We start from the raw sequence: 21,120 nt of genomic DNA on the forward strand, positions 1-21,120 counted from the left end.
CGGCGCGTCGAGGGGTGCCATAGGCCGAGGGGGCGACCAGTGCCTGTATCTCGACCAGCACGGGCCGCGAGCCTTCGATACCGGCGAACACCGCCGCACCGGGAGCGCCTTCCTTGCCTTCGCCCAGGAAGAGGGCGGACGGGTTGGTCACTTCGCGCAGACCCGTATCGCCCATTTCGAACACCCCGATTTCGTCGGTCGCGCCGAAGCGGTTTTTGCCCGCGCGAAGAATGCGGAAGGGATAGCCACGCTCGCCTTCGAAGCTGAGGACGGCATCGACCATGTGCTCGACCACGCGTGGACCCGCGATCTGACCGTCCTTGGTCACGTGTCCGACCAGAACAATGGCGGGGCCGCTATCCTTGGCCATGCGGACCAGTTCGGCTGCACAGGCGCGGACCTGGGTGATCGAACCGGGGCCCGCCTCGTGGACGTCGGACCACAGGGTCTGGATGGAATCGATGATGACGATGTCGAACTTGTCGCGCTTCAGCGTCGTCAGGATGTCGCGCAGGGATGTCGCCGAAGCCAGCGCCACGGGGGCGTCGGCCACGCCCATACGCTTGGCGCGGGCGCGGATCTGCTCGATGGCCTCTTCGCCCGAGATATAGGCGACGCGGGCTCCGCCCCGGGCGGCTTTGGCGGTCACTTCCAGCAAAAGAGTGGACTTGCCGACGCCCGGATCACCGCCAAGCAGGATGGCCGATGAAGGGACAACGCCGCCGCCGCATACGCGGTCGAACTCGGCCACGCCCGTCTTGATGCGCGGCGGATCAGGCGTGTCCGAAACCAGTGTCTCGAAGGTAATGCCACGTCCGCGGGCGGTGGCGGTCGGCTTCATCGCACCGGGAGGAGCCGCCTTGGATTCCTCCACCAGCGAATTCCATTCCTGACAGGCAGAGCACTGGCCGGACCATTTGGAATGGACGGCACCACAGGATTTGCAAACGAACAGAGACGAGTCACGAGCCATGCGCGGACCTTAGCAGAGCCGTTCCGCAGCGATAGCCAACCCTTCGCGCCCTACGTCCGCGTTTGACGGATGATCACTAACTTGTGGTTGAGAGACGAACATAATTCGTTCGCAATTTGGCAAATCGCCGTAATCATTCTGCCAACCGTATGACTGGAGACGCCAAATGAGCGCACAAAACCCGCCAGCGATTGATCCGAAGCTGGTCGATCGCGTCAAAGGAATCATCCTTCAGCCCAAGCTGGAATGGCCTGTGATCGCGGCAGAGCCGGCAACGGTGAAGGGGTTGTTCACCCGATATGCGATGATCCTCGCAGCTATCGGCCCTGTATGCGGATTTATCGGCGCGGCATTGTTCGGCTTCAATACCGGCATCGTTGGTTCGCTGGTCGTGGCAATCGTGTCCTATGTGCTGAGCCTTGTCGTGGTCTATGTGCTCGGCATTGTTATCGACGCGCTGGCCAGCAGTTTCGGTTCTGAAAAGAACATGCTCCAGTCGATGAAGCTGGCGGTCTATGCTTACACACCGGCTTGGGTCGCAGGTGTGCTCGGGCTGGTGCCCATGCTGGCTGGGCTGGCTCTGCTGGCGGCAATCTACGGCATCTATCTGATGTATCTCGGGTTCGGCCCGCTGAAGAAGACGCCGGAAGACAAGCTGGTCACCTATACCATCGTCACTGTGCTGGTCGCCTTCGCACTGCAAGTGGTTGTCGGCCTGTTCGCCTGGGCAGCGGCACTGCCGTTCGTTGTCGCTTCGGCCATGGTCTCCTGACGGGCGGCCTATGGGATCGGGGCTTGCGAACAGCCCCGGTCCGACTTGAGTGAGTGTTTTTTAATGTCCGTAACCAGTCCGCGTACCCCCGCCGAAATCTGGACGCGGGCCAGGAATATCGCCCTGAGCCCGACGAAAGAGTGGGGCGTCATATCCGAGGAACAGGCAACCCGACGTTCGATCTGGGTGCCCTATGTTCTGGTGCTGACCGCTCTGGGCCCACTGGCTGTCGTGATCGGGTACGCGGTGGCGGGCTTCAGGACAGTGGAAGGGCCGGTATGGCTGCTTCCCATCTCGATCCTGGTCGGCTGGGCTCTCACCCTGCTTCAGCTGTATTTGCTGGCGTTTGTCATAGAAGAAGCAGCGCAGAAGTTCGGGGACGACCCGATAGAGTGCAGGCCCTCAAGGTCGCAGCCTATTCGTCCACGCTCGGCTACATCGGTCACGCGGTGGGCGTCATCCCCTATGTCGGCGTGATTTTGATGCTCGTCTGTTCGGTCGCCAGCCTGTACTCGCTGTTCGTCGGCAACTATCGGTTGATGAAGATCCCGCAGGCGCAGCGTGTCATCGCGACCGTCTGCATCCTCGGTGCAGCCTTCTTCCTAACGGTGCTGGTCTTCTACGTGCCGATGGTGCTGATTGGCGTGATCATCAACATTCTGACCTGACGGTCAACCGACGTAGAGGCGCGGCACGCGCGGGGTGATCGAAGTCAGCAGCTCATAGCTGATGGTGCCAGCAGCTGTTGCGGCTTCATCGATATTGCGGTTGGCACCAAAGATTTCGACGCTGTCGCCCGCCTTCACGTCCAGACCTGTTACGTCCACGGCCAGAACGTCCATCGACACGCGTCCAATGATCGGGCGCAGACCGCCGTTGATCCAGACCTGACCCTTGGGCGAATAGGAGCGCAGCACGCCGTCGGCGTAGCCTGCGCCGCAGGTAGCAACCGTAACGGGCGTTTCGACTTTGAAGCCTTGGGAATAGCCGACTGTTTCGCCAACGGGCACATCGCGTACCTGCATCACCTGAGCGGTTAGCGTGGCAACGGGCGCGATCTTCTCGTGCGGTTTGCCCTCGGGGCCACCGCCGTAGAGGCAGATGCCCGGACGCACGACGTCAAAGCCGAAATCCTCACCAAGGAAGCAGCCTCCCGAGTTGGCAAAGCTGCGGGTGACGCCCGGATACTTCTGGCTAACAGCATCAAAGGTGTCGCGCTGTTGGCGGTTCAAAGGATTGGACGGCTCATCGGCGCAGGCGAGGTGGGTCATCACCAGTTCCAGCCCCGCGAACGGCTCCGGCGCGTTTTCGACGCGATAGCCGAGGCGGTTCATGGCCGTGTCGATCTGGAGGCCGCACGCGCCGCCGCCGGAAGACAGCCAGTTCTCGAACTGCACCGGCTGGTTGAGCACCGGGCGAAGGTTGGCCGCGCGGATCAGGCCGACGTTTTCCCCATGGCCACCGTCCAGCACATAGATGGTTGGCTCTGCACCCAGCGCATCGCGCAGGATCACGCCCTCGGCGGCCCGTGCGACAAAGAAGGTTCGCGCGCCTTCGGCCATCAATCGCTTGGCTACCGCTATCGCGCCGAGGCCATAGCCGTCGGCCTTCACGACCGGATTCACCGGACGACCGGTCAGGGCTTCCAGCGTGTGATAGTTGCGGGCCAAAGCGCCCAGATCGACGGTTAGGGTGGCAGGCAGGGAGGACATGGGGCGGATGTTTACGCCCCCATATCCATGACTTCCAGCCCGTAAAGGGCAGGAAATGCCCTTATTCCGGAATATCGGCGAACGAGCCGCCGTAGCGGCCATCGTGGGCAAGGTTGCCGAATCGGGTGGTGTTCGCGTCGAACGCCAGCTTCACGATGCCGATGGGGCCGTGACGCTGCTTGCCGATGACGACTTCAGCCTGATGCTGCAGGCGGTCCATGTCTTCCTGCCACTTCAGGTGTTCTTCAGTACCTTCACGAGGCTCCGCACGGCCGAGGTAGTAGCTTTCGCGGTACACGAACATCACGCAGTCGGCGTCCTGCTCGATCGAGCCCGATTCACGAAGGTCGGACAGTTGCGGGCGTTTGTCTTCGCGCTGTTCGACCTGACGAGAGAGCTGCGACAGGGCGATGATCGGAACGTTTAGTTCCTTGGCCAGTGCCTTCAGGCCGCCGGTGATTTCGGAGACTTCCTGCACGCGGTTCTTGCCGCTGCCTTCGCCGACGGTGACCAGCTGAAGGTAGTCGACCACGATGAGGTCGAGGCCATGTTCCATACGGGCAAGGCGTCTAGCGCGCGCGGCCAGTTTGGAAATGGAGATACCACCGGTGGCGTCGATGTAGAGCGGGCTTTCGCCGATTTCGATGGCGGCTTCGCGCAGCTTGCCAAAGTCGCTGGCGTCGATCTCGCCCTTACGCAGCTTGTCCGAAGACACGCCCGAGGCATCGGCCAGAATACGCATCGCCAACTGTTCGGCGCTCATTTCCAGCGAGTAGAAGGCCACGACGCCGCCATCGACGGTTTTGCGGCCACCGTCCGGGGTCGGCTCCCACTTATAGTTACGGGCGACGTTGAAGGCGATGTTGGTCGCCAGCGCTGTTTTACCCATCGACGGACGACCTGCGAGGATCAGCAAGTCGGACGGGTGCAAGCCACCGAGCTTCTGGTCGAGGTCATCGAGGCGAGTGGCCAGACCAGCCAGCTTGCCTTCGCGTTGATAGGCTTCGCCCGCCATCTCCACTGCACCCGCGAGGGCGTGAGAGAAGGAGACGAAGCCCGACGACGGCTTGCCCGTTTCGGCCAGCGAATAGAGGGTCTGTTCGGCCTGTTCGATCTGGTCTTCGGCAGGGCGCTCGGGATCGGGGGCTTGCTTGGCGATCTGGCCACCGATGCGGATCAGTTCGCGGCGCAGGGCCAGATCATAGATGACGCGGGCATAGTCCGGCGCATTAGCCGCGGGCGGAGCACGATCCACCAGATCGGCGAGGTAGCGCAGGCCGCCGAACTCGGCGAAGGCCGGATCCTGCTTGAAACGTTCCATCAGGATGGTCGGCTCGGCCAGCAGGCCCTGACGGATGTGCTCTTCGATGGCCTTGTACAGGCGCTGGTGGAAGGGTTCGTAGAAGTGGATATCGCGCAGGCGATCGCTGAGGCGTTCGAACACCCCGTTGTCGAACATCAGCGCCCCCAGAAGCGCCTGTTCGGCTTCCAGGTTGTGAGGCATGGCGGTGACGGAAACAGAGGTGTCGGGAGCCGAAGCGAGGTAATTCATGAGGCCAGTCAAACAGAGGAAGCCGACCCATGGACAGGGCCGGCTCCTATAAACCTTGGACCGTCCACAACGGCTGTTGTCCACAGCCTGTTAAGAACGGGGATAGCGTGGAGGGGTGGCTTAGCCGCGGCAGGGGTAACGTTCAACCATCCAATCGCGGATGGCTTGGGTTACCGTCACATTTCTGCGTCCGGCAGGCATGGCTTCGAAGCGCGCCACCAGAGTTTCCGGGGTGATGCCCGTGCCGGTGGAAGGGATGCAGTGGTTGGGGCGTCGACCTGCGCGCTCGGCGGCGGCTTGCTCGGCCTTGATCTGGTTCACGGCACCGGTCGCTACACGCACCAGACGACGCGTGTCGGAGCGCAGCATCGCGGCGGCGCGATTGCGAGGGATGTCACGCCCGTCCTCGAGGAACTGGGCCACGGTCATCTGCGACTGGGCCAGCGCGGGCAGGCTGGAGCAAACAACTGCCAGAGCGGCAGAAAGGCCGAGGGCCTTCACAGCGATGCGGTGGGTCATGCGGCGGGAATGCTCCGATGAGGGTCTGGATGCAAGACGCGTATATAAGATGCTGCTTGGACTAAGGTCCACTGCCTGAACGGTTGCTGAATATGAAAAAGGGCGTCCCCGCAGGAACGCCCTTTCATTAGTTTAGCCGTTACTGTGACTTACCACTTCAGGCTCAAACGGCCGTAAACGTAGCGGCCGTTGAAGCCATAGGGCGAGAAGTTCGAGAACGGGAAAGCACCCGTCGTGTTGTTCTCGCGCAGGCTTTGACGCGGGTACTGGTCCAGAATGTTGTCAGCACCCACCGACAGGGTAACATTGTCGGTGAAGCGATAGCGGGCTTCGACGTCCGCGATCAGGGCATTGCCCAGTTCCAGATCGGTCGCCTCGGTGGCACCTGCGGCCAATACGTCACCATAGCCGGTCAGGCGGAAGGTGCCGCCCAGCTTCTGGGCTTCCCAGTCGGTCTGGAAGACGACCTTCCACGGCGGCGTACCTTCTTCAAAGCGGGCCACGGCCTGACGTCCGAACAGCGAGGTCGGGGTCGGCAGGACGCCACTCTCGGTTATCGGTGTCTTGGTGACCTTGAAGTCGTTGACGTTACCGGCCAGCGTGAAGTCGAGGCGGTTGCCCGCTGCGGTCTCGGAACGGTAGCGCGCGACAACATCCAGACCCGTGGTCTCGGTATCCACGCCGTTGATGAAGAAGCGGGCTGCGGATGCACCGTAAGGAGCCAACAGGTCGAAGATGGTGCGGGCATTGGTGCCGGGCGCTGCCGTGGCCGTGCCAGTCAGGGTTTCCGACAGGATGATGCGGTCGCTGATGTCGATACGATAGGCATCTGCCGTCAACTCGAACGGACCCGAGCGGGCGACAAAGCCCAGCGAATAGTTCACCGACTCCTCGGCCTGAAGTGGCGATCCGCCCAGCGCCTCGCCCACTTCGCTCACGGACGGATAGGTGCCCGTCTCATAGGCGATGTTGTTGATGTAGAGGATCGAGGTCTGGGTGTAATACTGCTGTTGCAGGCTGGGCGCGCGGAAGCCGGTCGAGACCGCGCCACGGATGGCGAAGTTCGGATTGAAGTCATAGCGAGCAGCCAGCTTGCCCGAGACGTTGTCGCCAAAGTCCGAATAGTTTTCGTAGCGGACTGCGCCCGACAGGGTCAGGCCCTCGGTCACTTCGCCTTCCAGATCGAGATAGACGCCGACGTTACTGCGGTCCTCGTCGACCTCGTTGCTCGGGGTAAAGCCGGTGAAACCGCGCGAGCCGAAGGTGAGGGTGTTGCCTCCTGCGACCAGTACCGGACCGCGCGCGTAGGAAGCCTCTTCGCCCGCGCCGATCTTGTAGTTCTCGCGGCGAGCCTCGAGGCCGACAGCGACGTTCAGCGGGCCGTGCCAGCCAAGGTCGTATTCGCGGCTGGCGTCCACGCCGAGGACCAGTTGGCTGTATTCCAGCGAACCGGCGTAAAACTCGGTCGGGCCGCTCAGGCCATAGGTCGGGTTCATGGTGTTCTCGGCACCGAACTCGATCTTGTTGGAGCCGTAGCCCAGATTGATGTCCAGACCCCATTCGCCCACGTTGCCGCGGATACCGCCCGCAGCCGTCCAGTCGGTCGTCTCGGTCAGGATAAGGGGCAGGTAGCCGTCCGGATATTTACGGCCGTTACCATAGTCGGGGTTTTGGGTCGCGTCGGTCGGGGTGCGGTAGAAAGCGGCTGCCGAAGCATCGCGCTTCTGATAGCCGGCCCAGCCATAGGCTTCCCAACCTTGGGACAGCGGGATGCCCGCATTAAGATAAACCGACAGATCTTCGGCCTGCGCGTCGCCCTGACCGCCGGTGATACGGCCCAGGGTTGGGTTGATGTCCGAGCGGTTGGTGCGGTCGCGGTCACGATACTCGACCGACGCGGTCAGGAAGCCCTCGTCGCCGAGAGCAAAACCTTGCCATCCCGAAACAGTCAGGGTGTCGCCATCGCGGATCTTGTCGTCGCGACCATAGAAGCCGGTGAAGTCGGTGATGTACTGGCCATAGGTGAGAGTGGCTCCACCACCTTCGCGGGCTTCGCGAAGGCGCAGGTTGAGCACGCCAGCAATCGCGTCAGACCCGTATTGGGCGGCCGCGCCGTCGCGCAGCACTTCAATGCGATCAACCGCCGAGGATGGAATGGCATTCAGGTCCACAGCGGACGAACCACGGCCAACCGAGCCGTTCAGGTTCACCAGCGCCGTCTGGTGGCGGCGCACGCCGTTGACCAGCACCAGCGTCTGGTCAGGCCCCTGACCGCGCAGGGTGGCCGGGCGGATGGAGTCGGTACCATCGGTGGCCGACGGGCGCGGGAAGTTCAGGGCCGGAACGGTCGCGGCCAGCTGGGTGGCCAGTTCGGTCGAGCCGCGTTGCTCAAGGGTCTCGGCGGTAACCACATCGACCGGTGCGACGGTGTCGAGGCGCGAGCGGTTGGCGACGCGGGTACCGGTGACGACGATATCGTCCACACTGGTGGCGTCCTGGGCCTCCTGTGCGCTGGCGGCACCGGCGATCAGCAGCACGGAGGCGGAAGCCGCAGCAAACAGGGACGAGCGATAGGCGAATTCACGGATCATCTTGAAATCAGGCTTTCTGGTGTGGCCCGTCCAGAGGAGGGACGCGCCGTCATCCGCGGCAGGCGCGGACAGGTCAGGTTTCAGCTGGGTTATGAAAAGGCGTCAGGCCGACTTGCGGCCGAGACAACTCGGGATCCGCCACTTCGGATCGTGACCGTGTTTCGGCATCTCATATCTCCCCACGTAGTAGCCCCCGTCGGACGGAGCCTGCCTGAGAGGGAGGAAGCATGCGTCGGCGGAACGGGCACATGGAGAAGGTGCCTTTTGGCACCGCCCCCACAGACTGAACCGCAGCACCCTGCGGCGCTTCATTTCAAAGCGATATCGAGATTATCTGAATTAACGTGAAGAGAAACTAAATTCTAATTTAGAGGATAATATGCGCCGCAAATGGACGATCTTATCGCCACGCTTGGTTTGGACCAAAGAAAAAGGGCACCACCCGAAGGTGATGCCCTGATCCTTGATCGCTTGGTCAGCGAAGGACGGTTTGGAAGCTTTAGGCTTCTTCGCCGAAGCCTTCTTGCTGGCCAGCGCCGCCTTCGATGAGCTCTTGAGCAGCTTCTTCAGCCGCTGCACGCTCGTCGTCGAACTGAGCGCGGATGACATCCTCGCCCTTCGCTTGACGCTCGGCTTCATCAGCCGAACGAGCGATGTTCATCTTGACGGTGGCCGACACTTCAGCGTGCAGGCGAACCAGCACTTCGTGAACGCCCAGGGTCTTGATGGCGGTGTTCAGAACAACCTGCGAACGGGTCACGTTGCCGCCTTCAGCCTTGATGGCTTCAGCGACGTCGCGGCCTGCAACCGAACCGTACAGTTGGCCGGTTTCGCCAGCCTGACGGATCATGATGTAGGTTTGACCGTCGATCTTGTCGGCGATGACCTGAGCGTCAGCCTTGTTCTTGTCGTTACGGGCAACGATAGCTGCACGTTCGATTTCGAAGGTCTTCAGGTTGGCTTCGGTAGCGCGGCGAGCCTTGTCGCGCGGAAGCAGGTAGTTACGAGCGAAGCCGTCCTTAACGGTGACGACGTCGCCGATGGCGCCGAGGTTCTCGACGCGTTCCAGCAGAACGACCTTCATCTTACTTCACCACGTACGGCAGCAGAGCCAGGTAGCGAGCGCGCTTGATGGCCTTGGCCAGTTCGCGTTGCTTCTTGGCGGAAACGGCGGTGATGCGCGAAGGCACGATCTTGCCGCGTTCGGAAACGTAACGCTGCAGCAGCTTCACGTCCTTGTAGTCGATCTTCGGCGCGTTGGCACCCGAGAACGGGCAGACCTTACGACGACGGTAGAACGGACGACGGGCCGGGCCGGAGCCAGCCGGAGCGCCCGGGATCGGAGCGGTGGTATCGGTCATCAATACGGTCCTTATTCCGAAGCCGCAGCGTCTTCGCTGCGGTTGCTGCTGCGATCGCGTTCGCGTTCACGGCGTGCCAGCAGCGGCGACAGCTCGAGGTCGAGCTCTTCGACGCGGATGGTCAGCCAACGCAGCACGTCTTCGTTGATCGACAGTTGGCGCTCAACTTCGGCCATAGCGGCCGGCGGTGCGTCAACGGCGAGCAGGGAATAGTGAGCCTTGCGGTTCTTCTTCACGCGGTAGGTAAGGTTGCGCAGACCCCAGTACTCGATCTTGGCGACAGAGCCGCCTTGTTCTTCGATCAGAGCCTTGATGGTGTCGTTCAGCGCTTCGGCCTGTTGCGCCGAGATATCTTGGCGCGTCATGACCGTGTGCTCGTAAAGAGCCATGCGGTATTCTCCCTTGGTGGACATCGGCGCAGGCGAACCGGGTAGTTCGTCTACGATGGCTCCTGATGTGGCGGACGGGAGTTTCCCGACACCTTGACGATCCACAGCAGGACCGAAGCCCTGGAAAGGGGCGGCCTATACGGGAAAAACGCTGAAAGGGCAAGGGACGGGGCTTTTGCGGACGGGTGTCCGGTCAGTGCATCCATAATACCGAACTTGGTGTTGAGTACGAACAGCGCAAACATGGCCGCAGTTTCGGAGCGGGAGGCTCAATGTCCGACATCAATCCCAACGCTGGGTTAGTGCCCAAGAACAAATGGTCCTTGATCGGGCCAGGCATTGTTGTGGCAGCAACGGGCGTGGGTGCGGGGGACCTTGTCGCCACCCTGATCGCAGGTTCCAAGTTCGGCTATGCGCTGCTTTGGGCCGCGATCATCGGCACCATCCTGAAGATCGCGCTGGCCGAGGCGGTCGGGCGTTGGACGCTGGCGGGCGAGCGCACTATTTTTCAGGGCTGGTCCAGCCTCGGGAAGGGCTTCTTCGGTTCACCGATCAACTGGGCGGGGGCGTATTTCGGCATCTATGTCGTGATCTGGGGCTTTGTTTACGGCGCGGCGGCCATGACGTCCTCGGCTCTGCCCTTGGCCGCGCTGTTTCCTGTGCTGGATATCAAAGTCTGGGGCATCCTTAGTGGCATCGCGGGCCTGGCCTTTGTCTGGTTCGGCGGATACGGCCTGTTCGAGAAGGTGATGACCTTCTCGGTAGGGGTGATGTTCGTCACCGTAATCGGGTTGGCCATTATCGTGGCACCTGACATTCCAAACCTGCTTACCGGCCTTTGGCCGAGCCTGCCGGAAGGCTCGGTCTTCTATACGCTGGGTCTGATCGGCGGTGTGGGCGGCACGATCACTATGGCCGCCTATGGCTATTGGCTGAACGCCAAGGGCTGGAGCGGTCCGTCGTGGATGAAGGTCATGCGACTGGATAATCAGGTCGCCTATGTCGTGACCGGCGTCTTCGTCGTGGCCATGCTGATCGTCGGGGCCGAGTTGCTCTATAGTGCGGGCATTGCGCTTCAGGGTGGCGATCGTGGGTTGCTGGATCTTGGCGAAGTGCTGCGCCAGCGGTTCGGTCAGCCCGTCGCCATTGTGTTCCTGATCGGCTTCTGGGCCACCAGCTTCTCATCTTTGCTGGGTGTCTGGCAGGGGGTGAGCCTGATGTTTGCCGACTTTATCGCCCACGTGCGCGGCAAGAGCGATGATCCCCACGCTCGCGGCGACAAGTCCACCGCTTTCCGCCTGTTTGCCCTGTGGCTGACGTTCCCGCCGATCATGCTGCTGTTTATGGACAATCCGTTCGGCCTCATCGTTGCCTATGGCGTGCTGGGCAGCCTGTTCATGCCGTTCCTCGCGGGGACACTGCTGTGGCTGCTGAACTCGTCGCGGGTTCCGCCCGAGTGGCGCAGTCAATGGCTGTCGAACCTGATGCTGGCGGCAGCGACCATATTGTTCGGCGTGTTGGCTGTGCGCGAGATCATTACCCAGATCGGCAAGCTGATCGCATGATGCCTTTCTCTTGCCGCGAGGTCAGGTTTGGCCTACGCCTCGCGGCCTGAGTTTAACGAGAAAAACGGACGAAACGCTGATGAGCCTCGCGCTTCTCTTCCCCGGTCAGGGTAGCCAGTCGGTCGGTATGGGCGTGGCCCTGGCCGAAGCTTTTGCCAGCGCACGCGAAGTGTTTGCCGAAGTCGACGACGCTCTGAACCAGAAGCTGTCGGCCCTGATGAAGGATGGCCCCGAAGGCGATCTGACGCTGACGGAAAATGCCCAACCGGCCCTGATGGCTGTCTCGGTCGCCACCGCCCGCGTTCTGAAGAACGAGTTCGGCGTCGACGTTTCCAGCGCCGCCTTCGTGGCTGGTCACTCGCTGGGTGAATATTCGGCTCTGGCGGCTGCGGGTTCGATCTCGCTGGCCGACACCGCTCGTCTGCTGAAGCTGCGCGGTCAGGCCATGCAGCGCGCTGTGCCGGTGGGCAAGGGCGCGATGGCCTCGCTGATTGGTCCGAAAACCGATCTGGCTCTGGCTGAAGAAGCCGCCAAGGCAGGTTCGGCGGCGGGCGTCTGCGTCGTCGCCAACGACAACAACAAGGGCAATGTCGTCATCTCGGGCGACAAGGCTGCCGTCGATCTGGCCATCGAAAAGGCCAAGGAACTGGGCGCACGCGCGATTCCGCTGAACGTTTCGGCACCGTTCCACTGCCCGCTGATGGCTCCGGCTGCGGACGAAATGGCCGCAGCTCTGGCTGACGCCAAGATCGTGGTGCCGTCGGCTCCCGTGGTTGCCAACATCACCGCCCGTCCGGAAGTCGATCCGGAGACCATCCGCCGCCTGCTGGTCGAGCAAGTCACCGGCCGCGTCCGGTGGCGCGAGAGCATGGAGTGGATGGCCACCGAGGGCGGCGTAACCCGCTTCGTCGAAGTCGGCGCGGGCAAGGTCCTGACCGGCATGGCCAAGCGCATCGCCGCCGACGCCGAGGCTCTGGCGCTGAACACGCCGGAAGAACTGGAAGCCTTCGCCAAGTCGCTGTGAGCGCGGGCTTAAGCTGAAATGCCAGAGGGCGGGAGAGTTAATCTCCCGCTTTTTTCTTTATCGGCTGATACCCAAATCCGCATCCAGTACGGGGCGCAGTTCGTCCAGCACATTGACCGAGCGATAGGGCAGGGCCTGCATCATCAGGACGGCGGCGAAGTTGTGGGCGGGGTCTATCCATGCCTGTGTCGAAGCATTCCCGCTCCAGCCGAACTCTCCGGCACGTTTGTGGCCCACACGCGCTACCCAGCCACCGAAGCCATGCCCGCCGCCATTGGCTGTCAGGCCTTCGGGCAGGATGTCCGAGCGCAGCAGTCGCGCTGTTTCGGGCTTCATAATCCGGCGTCGTCCGCCTGCGCCGTCGTTGAGCAGCATCGTCAGGAAATCGATATAGTCCGATGCCGTGGATAACAGGCCCGATCCGGCGAACGGTATGGGAACGGGGCGCGACAGGTCGGCAGCGGACGTGTTGGGCACCGGCTGGCGCGGCCCTGTGCCGTTGCTTCCATAGTTATAGAGCGCGGCTAAACGCTGGGCATCGCCCTCTCTCAAGCGCCAGACTGTGTCCTGCATGGCGAGGGGATCTAGGATGCGCCGCTGAACAAACGCGCCGAACGGCATGCCTGCCGCGCGCTCGATCACGATGGCCAATACGTCGATGGAAATGCCGTATTCATATTTCGTGCCCGGCTCGAACATCAGCGGGATGTCTGCCAGTCGGGTGATCAGTTCGTCATAGCTGGCGGGCAGGGGCGCGTCGCCTCGCGAACTGGTCGCCATGAATGCTCCCTGTTTCGCGTATTCCCGCTGGATGGCGTTGTTGCCTGTGTGGGCATAGGTAAAGCCAGCCGTATGGGTCAGCAGGTGACGGATCGTCATTGTATTTACAGCGGGTCGGCCTGCCAGTCCGCGCGCCGGATTGGTCGCAACCTTGAGTGAGGCGAACTCCGGTATGAGGTCAGCCACCGGCGTGTCCAGACCGAACCGGCCTTCTTCCATCAGAATGGCCGCTGCTGCCCCTGTGATGAGCTTCGTCATCGAATAGATTCGGAACAGGGTGTCCCGATCCGCTCGTGTAAAGCTGCCAAAATCGAGGGTTCCGGCCTGAACAAAGGCCTTCCCGCCCTCCGGCAATGCCACCCCGACAGCAAGACCGGGAAGGCGGCCAGCCGCGACGAACCGGTTCAAAACGTCCTGCGTCAAAGGCAGTCGATCCAGACCGAGGGGCGTGGCTTCCGCCGAAGAACCCACGCTTGCACAAGCACTAAGGCCCAGAGGAAGCGACAGCGCCCCCATGCCGAACAGAAGGGCGCGTCGGTCGAAATGGGGGCGTTCAATGATCATCGAAACTTTCCGTTGCGGCACCTTCCTCTGGCGAAGCAGCTTCGCATCGGATAGGAGCGGGTGAAAGATTTGGCGGAGCTAACCTTAATGTTCAACCTTGAAGGCAAGACCGCGCTGGTTACGGGCGCGACCGGTGGCATTGGCGGCGCTGTGGCGCGTGCCCTGCACGCACAGGGCGCACACGTTGTTCTGTCCGGTACCCGCGAGGCTGTGCTGGCAGAGCTGCAAGCCGAGCTGGGCGAGCGTTCGTCGTTTGCTGTGGCCAACCTGTCGGATCCGGATTCGGTTGACGGTCTGGTCGCGGCGGCCGAAGCGGCTGCCGGCAACCCGCTGGACATTCTTGTCGCCAACGCAGGTATCACCAAAGACGGCCTGCTGATGCGCATGAAGGACGAGGATTTCCAGTCGGTTATCCAGATTAACCTTGAGTCCTACTTCCGCCTGACCCGCGCCGCGATGAAGGGCATGATGAAGCGCCGTTCGGGCCGCATCATCGGCGTGACCTCGGTTGTCGGCGTCACCGGCAATCCGGGCCAAACCAACTATTCGGCTTCCAAGGCGGGCATGATCGGCTTCTCCAAGTCGCTCGCTCAGGAAGTGGGTTCGCGCGGTATCACCGTGAACTGCATCGCGCCGGGCTTCATCGCCTCGCCGATGACCGATGTACTGAATGACCAGCAGCGCGAAGCGATTCTCGGCCGTATTCCGGCAGGTCGCCTCGGTACGGGCGATGAAATTGCTGCTGCTGCCGTCTATCTTTCGTCGAACGAAGCCGCTTACGTGACGGGCCAAACCCTGCACGTAAATGGCGGTATGGCGATGATCTGACCCCTCGGGATGTGATCACAATCCGATCACACCCCGCAACAAACTGTTTCCTAACCCCAAGGCTGTGCTAAAGGGCGGAAACGCTCGCGGTGTTTTGAGTCCTCGGACTTGCGACATCATAGGCTGCCGTGAACCGGCGACTACATCAAACCCCGCCATCACGGCGACAACGAAACAGGCAAGAGAGACACTCATGTCCGATACCCTCGAACGCGTCCGCAAGATCGTCATCGAACAACTGGACGCCGACCCGGACAAGGTCACCGAAAAGGCTTCCTTCATCGACGATCTGGGCGCTGACTCGCTCGACACCGTCGAGCTGGTTATGGCCTTCGAAGAAGAATTCGACGTCGAAATCCCGGACGATGCTGCTGAGCACATCCAAACCGTCGGCGACGCCGTGAAGTTCATCGACGAGAAGCTGGGCGCCTAATATCGGCCCCTGCGATTTTGTCGCAGACTTAAAGCTAATGGCCGCCGTGACGGAACCCTAGCGGGACCGTCCGGCGGCCATTAGTGTTTCTGGATATGAATCAGTCATCAGACTGATTCACGACCTCGTATCCGGGCGCCCCGCGTGGCGACCGTCTGGCTTTCAAAGCCGTCGTACTGTCAAAATCTAAGGAGCGCGAACCATGCGCCGCGTTGTCATCACGGGCCTCGGCCTAGTCACTCCGTTGGGCACTGGCGTCGAGCACGTCTGGAAGAACCTGCTGGATGGCCAGTCGGGTATCCGTCCGATCACGAATTTCGACACCGAAGGCTATGGCTGCACCATCGCGGGCGAAGTGCCTGCTGTTGATGGTCGCGGTGGCGGTGCGCCGGACCAGCCTGGCGTATTCGACTTCGACAGCATCGTGACCCCCAAGGAACGCAAGCGCGTGGACGACTTCATCGTCTTCGCCATGGCGGCTGCCGACGAGGCGCTGGCCGACGCGAATTGGAAGCCGGAAACCGACGAAGACCAGGAAGCGACCGGCGTCATGGTGGGCGCCGGAATTGGCGGCCTTGGCCCCATCGCTGACACTGCAATCATTCTGAAAGAGCAGGGCCCGCGCCGCGTCAGCCCGTTCTTCATCCCATCGGCGCTGATCAATCTGGCGTCGGGCCAGATTTCGATCCGCCACGGCCTGAAAGGCCCGAACCACTCGGTCGTTACCGCCTGCGCCACCGGCGCACACGCCATCGGCGACGCTGCACGCATGATCGCTCTGGGCGATGCCGACGTCATGCTGGCCGGCGGTGCCGAAAGCTCGATTGTGCCGATCGGCATCGCGGGATTCCTCGCCTGTAAGGCGCTGTGCACCGCCTATAACGACACGCCAGAAAAGGCCTCGCGTCCTTATGACCGTGGTCACGCCGGCTTCATCATGGGCGAAGGCGCGGGCATCATGGTTCTGGAAGAATACGAACACGCCAAGGCGCGCGGCGCGAAAATCTACGCCGAAGTTGTTGGCTACGGCATGAGCGGCGACGCCTATCACATCACCGCTCCTTCGGAAGACGGCGACGGTGGTCTGCGCGCGATGAAGGCTGCGCTCAAGCGTGCTGGACTTCAGCCGCAGGACCTCGATTACATCAACACCCATGGCACCTCGACCATGGCCGACTGGATCGAACTAAAGGCCATCGAGCGTCTGGTCGGTGACCACGCCAAGAATGTTGCCGTGTCTTCGACCAAGTCGATGACGGGCCACCTTCTGGGGGCCGCAGGTGCAATTGAAAGCGTCTTCTCGGTTCTGGCTATTCGCGACCAGAAGGTCCCGCCGACGATCAACCTCGATGATCCGGAACACGAAACCGAAATCGACCTTGTCGCGCATAAGGGCAAGGATAAGGCTATCAATGTCGTTATGTCGAACTCGTTCGGCTTTGGCGGCACCAACGCAGCTGTGATCTTCAAGAAGGTCGACTGACTTGGCCAAGGCTCCGACGCGCCGCCCAGCGGCTAAAAAGACCCCGTCGCGCGGAAATGGCCCGAAGGGGTCGCGTTCGAGCCTTGGTATCGGCCTGCTGACGGCGGGCGGCACCTTGGGACTGTTCCTGATCGCCGCCCTTATCGCGCTGTGGGCTGTCTATTGGGGACCGGGGCCGAAGGCCGCGAACGGCGATTATACGATCGTTACAGTTCAGAGCGGCACCGGCGTCCCCGCCATTGCGGCCACTCTCAAACGTGAAGGCGTTATCCGCTCGACCGATCTGTTCAAGGCGGCCATGAGCCTGAGCGGGGCCGACCGCAAGGTCCGGGCTGGCGAGTATGAAGTGCCGTCTGGCGCGTCGTTGTCCAAGATCGTGCACATGCTGGCCAACGGTAAGGGCGTGCGTCACTTCGTGACCCTGCCGGAAGGCCGCTCGTCCGCTCAGGCTGTCGAAATCCTCATGCGTAATCCCGTTCTGGTGGGCGAGATTACCGAAGTCCCCGAGGAAGGCTCTCTGTGGCCGGAAACCTATGAGGTGACCCGCGGCGAGACCCGTCAGGCCGTGATCGCGCGGATGCAGCGCATGGCCAAGCAGAAGATGGATGCCCTGTGGCCCACGCGAGGGCCGAACTCGGTCGCTCGCACGCCGCACGAAGCGCTAGTGCTGGCATCAGTCGTCGAAAAAGAAACCGGCATCGCTTCCGAGCGTCCGGTCGTCGCCGCTGTATTCTCCAACCGTCTGCGTGTCGGAATGCGCCTCGAGAGCGATCCGACCATTATCTACGGCATCACCAAGGGCCGTCCGCTGGGGCGTGGTCTGAAGCTGTCGGAGATCCGCGCCAACACGCCGTGGAACACCTACGTCATCAACGGGCTTCCGCCCACGCCGATTGCCAATCCGGGCGAGGCGTCGATCAAGGCGGTTCTGAACCCGCCGAAGTCCGACTATCTGTTCTTCGTTGCCGACGGCACTGGTGGCCACGTCTTCGCCAGCACCTATCAGGAACATCTGTTGAACGTCGCCCGCTGGCGCGACGTCGAGCGTCGCCGCGCCGCTATTGAGCGGGGAGAGACCCTTGAGGATACTCTGCCGTCGTCGGTTGAGGACTCAGGTCCGCGCATTCTGACGCCGGATCAAATCCCTGCGGGCGCGCAGGTCATCCGCGTCCCTGAGGATGCCCGCTAATGCCGCTTATCTCGGGAATGACGGGTTTTGGCCGTGCTGATGGTGCGCTGAACGGCTGGGTCTGGACCGTCGAGGCTCGCTCCGTAAACGGGCGCAGCCTCGAGGTACGCTATCGCGGCCCGCACGGGTTTGAATCGCTTGAGCGCGCGGCGAAGTCGGCGGCTCAGGGCCGACTGCATCGCGGGCAGGTTTCGATTGGCCTCCAGGCGCGCCGCGATGGCGCGGGCGAGGGCACGATCAAAATCAACGAAGAGATCTTGGGCCGCTATACCGAACTGGCGCGCGGCTTGATGGATCAGGGTATGGCTCCGGCTTCGGCTGACGGCATTCTGGCCCTGCGGGGCGTTATCGAAGCCAGCGAAGAGGGCGAGAATCCGGACGCCCACGCTGCGGTCGAAACGGCTATGGTGGAAACGATAGAGGCCGCACTTGACGCCCTGAAGGTTTCGCGCGGGCAGGAAGGGGCAGCGCTGCTCCCCGTCGTCAGCGGATTTGTCGACCACATCGAAAGCCTTGTGGCCAAGGCCGAAACCGAAGCCGATGCACAGGTCCAGGCGATCCGCGAGCGCTATACCCGCCGTATCAGCGAACTGGCGGGTGAGGTTGTCGGACTGGAGGAGCGCATCTTCCTCGAAGCAGCCGCCCTCGCAACCAAGGCCGATGTGCGCGAGGAACTGGATCGTCTGGTGGCGCATATTGCGTCTGCGCGCGCGCTTTTGGGCTCGCCACCTGCAGGTCGCAAGCTGGACTTCCTGATGCAGGAGTTCATGCGCGAGGCGAACACCCTGTGCTCCAAATCCGCGACGACCGATCTGACCGCGGTGGGTCTGGAACTGAAGGCCGTAATCGAGCAGCTGCGCGAGCAGGTCCAGAACGTCGAATAAGTCACACGACGAATGGAGAGTGCTCTAAAATGGCCTGATACCTTGCGGTACGGGTCGGGCAGTTTTATGCACCCACGCTTCCTACAGAGTCGTTGAAAGCCAGTCATGACGAACGCGCGTACCCCTCGCCGGGGTGTTCTCCTCATCGTCGCCAGCCCTTCGGGCGCGGGCAAAACCAGCCTGTGCCGCCGCTTGATGTCGGACCACAAGGGTTTGGAGCTTTCAGTTTCGATGACGACCCGTGGCATCCGTCCCGGTGAAGTCGATGGTCGCGACTATAACTTCGTCTCGCGCGAAGAGTTCGAGCGCCTGATCTCCGCCGATGCCTTCCTCGAATGGGCAGACGTTCACGGCAATCTGTACGGCACCCCGCGTGCACCGGTGGAACGCGCTTTGGCCGAAGGCCGTGACGTGCTGTTCGACATCGACTGGCAAGGTGCCCGCGACGTAGCCGAGAAATGCCCCGGTGATGCAGTGCGGGTCTTCATCCTGCCGCCGTCGCTGGAAGAACTGCGCCGCCGTCTGGTGACCCGCTCGCAGGATTCCGACGAGGTAATCGAGCGCCGCGTCGCCAATGCCAAGGGCGAGATCGAGCACTGCGACGAGTTCGACTACGTGCTGGTCAATCAGGACTTTGACCGCTCTTACGCCGAACTGGCCCACATCTATCACGCAGAACGTAGCTGCCGCACTCGCAACCTGTGGGTCGAAAACTACAAGCAAGCCCTGCTCAAAGAAGTGGTCTGACCGTCGTCAGACCACAGGTTTGATGACTTTCACCTTCGCCGGTGACCTGACTGTTGGCGGGGCATCGGCGGTGGTGAACTGAAGTGACACTTTCAGGCCGGTCTGTAGATATTCCAGATCGGCCGTGCCCTGCAGCGACCCTTCGATGCTGTTTTTGATCAGCCGTGAGCCAAACCCCTTGCGCGTGGGGACATTGGCCGGAGGGCCGCCCATTTCGCGCCATTCCAGACGTACTCGCCCGGTCTTGTCGGGCAGGGTCCAGCGCACGCGGATCGTGCCGTTGGGGCTTGTGAGCGCGCCATGCTTTGCGGCATTGGTCGTCAGCTCGTGAGCGATTAGGCCCATAGCCAGCGCACGCTTGGGATCCAGCAACAGCGAGGGGCCGTCGATTACCGCCTGCTGGGTGTAGGGGCGCAACTCCTGCAGGAATATCGCGGCAATGTCGGCGCTCTCCCAGCCCGTATTGGTCAGCAGGGTCTGGGTGTTTGACAGCGCCAGAAGTCGCGATTGGAAGGTATCGATAAAGGTCGGCAGATCGGGGCTGCCCCGCGCGGTCAGGGCGGCAATGGACTGGATGCTGGCGAAGTTGTTCTTGAGACGGTGGTTCAGCTCGTTAAGCAGCAACTTCTGACGGGCGTCGCTGACCTCCAGCGCCGTGCGGATCGAATGGGCCTCGGTGATGTCGATCAGGATGCCAGCCATTTTGATGTGGTGTTGACGACGCATCATCATCATACGCCCGCGCACCGCAACCCAGCGGTTGCCCAGCTGGATTTCCATTTCCTTGCTATGGGTGGTGTTGGCCGTACGCATCGCCTTCTTGGCCATGGCGATGGCGGCATCGACAAGGGCGGGGGAGTGGTCCTTCAGCACGGTCTTGCCGTCTTCCTCGACCGGTCGGACCAATAGGTTGCGCGCATGGGGCGACAGCCACACCTGACGACTGGGCAGGCGAACCTCCCAATAGCCGATGTCCCCTGCGTCCAGAACCGACAATAGCTTGATGCGCCTATCCAGGTGTGCCGTGACTATGGTCGCGACCAGCAGGGTGACGGTCAGCAAGGCGGTAATGAGCGCCAGCGTCAGGCCGCTGGTGCCGTGGGCTTCGCTGATGTGGGCCGCTGTGCCGGTGGTGACTTCGGTTCCGGCCATGGCGATGTGGTGCATGGCCGAGACTGCCACAGCCAGAAACACCGACCCGAGTGCTTTCTGGCGGTTCGACAGGTCCGAGCGCACCAGCATCATGGCCCCGAACGAGGCCACTATGCCTGCGCCAAGGGCGGCAAAGATGTAAGGCGGTGCGTATTCCAGCCTTGCCGAGGTGCGGATGGCTGCCATGCCGACATAGTGCATCAGGGCAATGGCAAGAACCATCGCCGCTCCGGAGGCAGCGAGGTGTGGCACGCGCGCCTGAGGCTTGGCCGCTATCCAGAAGGCGACGCTTGTGCCCAAAAAGGCCAACAGCAGCGACAGGGCCGTAAGAGGTATGTCGTAGGTAACGGGGGTGCCGGTCGAGAAGCCCTGCATGGCGATGAAATGCATCGACCAAATGCCGCCACCCATGGCCGCAGCGGTTGCGGCCAGCCATGCCAGACGCCGGACTTCAAGATTGGCGCGGACGCGTTCAAGCAGGCTTAGCGCTGTCCACGACGCTAGAATAGCGACGGCGAAAGATAGCGCGATATAAACCGTATCGTGGCTATGGCCCAAGTTGCACTCCGCGACTGCGACTGACGTTCTGGAACAGGTCAGTC

20 protein-coding genes are annotated in these 21,120 nt (G+C 62.0%); 10 read left to right on the top strand and 10 right to left on the bottom strand.

Annotated elements, in window-relative coordinates; all coding sequences use genetic code 11:
- On the bottom strand, positions 1-973 hold a 973-nt coding region (locus OB03_RS03345; protein WP_461343225.1), incomplete at its 3' end, for a DNA repair protein RadA.
- A gap of 166 nt (positions 974-1,139) precedes the next feature.
- Between OB03_RS03345 and OB03_RS03350 the strand changes: the two genes are divergently transcribed.
- Both OB03_RS03350 and OB03_RS03355 read left to right on the top strand, forming a co-directional pair.
- Positions 1,140-1,745 carry a Yip1 family protein gene (locus OB03_RS03350; RefSeq protein ID WP_242914129.1) on the top strand — a complete coding sequence of 202 codons (606 nt, stop codon included), beginning with the start codon at positions 1,140-1,142 and terminating at the stop codon, positions 1,743-1,745.
- A gap of 278 nt (positions 1,746-2,023) precedes the next feature.
- Positions 2,024-2,413, top strand: coding sequence for a YIP1 family protein (locus tag OB03_RS03355; protein WP_461343226.1), 390 nt, complete (start codon positions 2,024-2,026; stop codon positions 2,411-2,413).
- A gap of 3 nt (positions 2,414-2,416) precedes the next feature.
- On the opposite strand, the gene alr is transcribed toward OB03_RS03355, so the two are convergent.
- The 7 genes from alr to rpsF all read right to left on the bottom strand — a co-directional run bounded on the left by alr (position 2,417) and on the right by rpsF (position 9,869).
- A complete protein-coding gene (gene alr / locus OB03_RS03360) occupies positions 2,417-3,457 on the bottom strand; it encodes an alanine racemase (protein WP_461343227.1) in 1,041 nt (346 codons plus the stop codon).
- Positions 3,458-3,518: 61 nt separating this feature from the next.
- Complete coding sequence (locus OB03_RS03365) at positions 3,519-5,009, bottom strand: replicative DNA helicase (RefSeq protein ID WP_461343228.1); 1,491 nt, start codon at positions 5,007-5,009, stop codon at positions 3,519-3,521.
- Positions 5,010-5,129: 120 nt separating this feature from the next.
- Positions 5,130-5,528, bottom strand: a complete 399-nt coding sequence (locus tag OB03_RS03370; protein WP_242914125.1) for a hypothetical protein — start codon at positions 5,526-5,528, stop codon at positions 5,130-5,132.
- A 149-nt stretch (positions 5,529-5,677) separates the two neighbouring features.
- On the bottom strand, positions 5,678-8,119 hold the full coding sequence (locus OB03_RS03375) for a TonB-dependent receptor plug domain-containing protein (RefSeq protein WP_461343229.1): 2,442 nt from the start codon (positions 8,117-8,119) through the stop codon (positions 5,678-5,680).
- Positions 8,120-8,618: 499 nt separating this feature from the next.
- Positions 8,619-9,203, bottom strand: a complete 585-nt coding sequence (gene rplI / locus OB03_RS03380) for a 50S ribosomal protein L9 (protein ID WP_242914123.1) — start codon at positions 9,201-9,203, stop codon at positions 8,619-8,621.
- A gap of 1 nt (position 9,204) precedes the next feature.
- The gene (gene rpsR / locus OB03_RS03385) at positions 9,205-9,480 is read right to left on the bottom strand and encodes a 30S ribosomal protein S18 (protein WP_003167100.1); all 276 of its coding nucleotides are present in this window, start codon (positions 9,478-9,480) and stop codon (positions 9,205-9,207) included.
- Between the two features lie 11 nt (positions 9,481-9,491).
- A complete protein-coding gene (gene rpsF / locus OB03_RS03390; RefSeq protein WP_242914392.1) occupies positions 9,492-9,869 on the bottom strand; it encodes a 30S ribosomal protein S6 in 378 nt (125 codons plus the stop codon).
- Between the two features lie 272 nt (positions 9,870-10,141).
- Between rpsF and OB03_RS03395 the strand changes: the two genes are divergently transcribed.
- Together OB03_RS03395 and fabD are read left to right on the top strand one after the other, a co-directional pair.
- Positions 10,142-11,434 carry an Nramp family divalent metal transporter gene (locus OB03_RS03395; protein WP_242914122.1) on the top strand — a complete coding sequence of 431 codons (1,293 nt, stop codon included), beginning with the start codon at positions 10,142-10,144 and terminating at the stop codon, positions 11,432-11,434.
- Between the two features lie 79 nt (positions 11,435-11,513).
- The gene (fabD, locus tag OB03_RS03400) at positions 11,514-12,458 is read left to right on the top strand and encodes an ACP S-malonyltransferase (protein WP_461343230.1); all 945 of its coding nucleotides are present in this window, start codon (positions 11,514-11,516) and stop codon (positions 12,456-12,458) included.
- A gap of 57 nt (positions 12,459-12,515) precedes the next feature.
- On the opposite strand, the gene OB03_RS03405 is transcribed toward fabD, so the two are convergent.
- Positions 12,516-13,802 carry a serine hydrolase domain-containing protein gene (locus tag OB03_RS03405; protein WP_461343231.1) on the bottom strand — a complete coding sequence of 429 codons (1,287 nt, stop codon included), beginning with the start codon at positions 13,800-13,802 and terminating at the stop codon, positions 12,516-12,518.
- Positions 13,803-13,889: 87 nt separating this feature from the next.
- Between OB03_RS03405 and fabG the strand changes: the two genes are divergently transcribed.
- The 6 genes from fabG to gmk all read left to right on the top strand — a co-directional run bounded on the left by fabG (position 13,890) and on the right by gmk (position 19,366).
- Complete coding sequence (gene fabG, locus OB03_RS03410; protein WP_242914119.1) at positions 13,890-14,630, top strand: 3-oxoacyl-[acyl-carrier-protein] reductase; 741 nt, start codon at positions 13,890-13,892, stop codon at positions 14,628-14,630.
- 193 nt (positions 14,631-14,823) lie between these two features.
- A complete protein-coding gene (locus OB03_RS03415; protein ID WP_167177928.1) occupies positions 14,824-15,063 on the top strand; it encodes an acyl carrier protein in 240 nt (79 codons plus the stop codon).
- A 202-nt stretch (positions 15,064-15,265) separates the two neighbouring features.
- Positions 15,266-16,546, top strand: a complete 1,281-nt coding sequence (fabF, locus tag OB03_RS03420; RefSeq protein ID WP_461343232.1) for a beta-ketoacyl-ACP synthase II — start codon at positions 15,266-15,268, stop codon at positions 16,544-16,546.
- Between the two features lies 1 nt (position 16,547).
- On the top strand, positions 16,548-17,735 hold the full coding sequence (gene mltG / locus OB03_RS03425; protein WP_461343233.1) for an endolytic transglycosylase MltG: 1,188 nt from the start codon (positions 16,548-16,550) through the stop codon (positions 17,733-17,735).
- Positions 17,735-18,619 (top strand): YicC/YloC family endoribonuclease, encoded by an 885-nt coding sequence (locus tag OB03_RS03430; RefSeq protein ID WP_461343234.1) that lies wholly within the window; start codon positions 17,735-17,737, stop codon positions 18,617-18,619. Before mltG ends, OB03_RS03430 begins: the two co-directional genes overlap by 1 nt.
- Before the next feature lie 105 nt (positions 18,620-18,724).
- Positions 18,725-19,366: a guanylate kinase gene (gmk, locus tag OB03_RS03435; RefSeq protein ID WP_242914115.1), complete on the top strand. Its 642-nt coding sequence runs from the start codon at positions 18,725-18,727 to the stop codon at positions 19,364-19,366.
- Positions 19,367-19,372: 6 nt separating this feature from the next.
- On the opposite strand, the gene OB03_RS03440 is transcribed toward gmk, so the two are convergent.
- The gene (locus OB03_RS03440) at positions 19,373-21,076 is read right to left on the bottom strand and encodes an MHYT domain-containing protein (protein WP_461343235.1); all 1,704 of its coding nucleotides are present in this window, start codon (positions 21,074-21,076) and stop codon (positions 19,373-19,375) included.
- Positions 21,077-21,120: the final 44 nt, after the last annotated feature.

It is taken from the genome of Brevundimonas sp. GN22 (genome assembly GCF_054824005.1).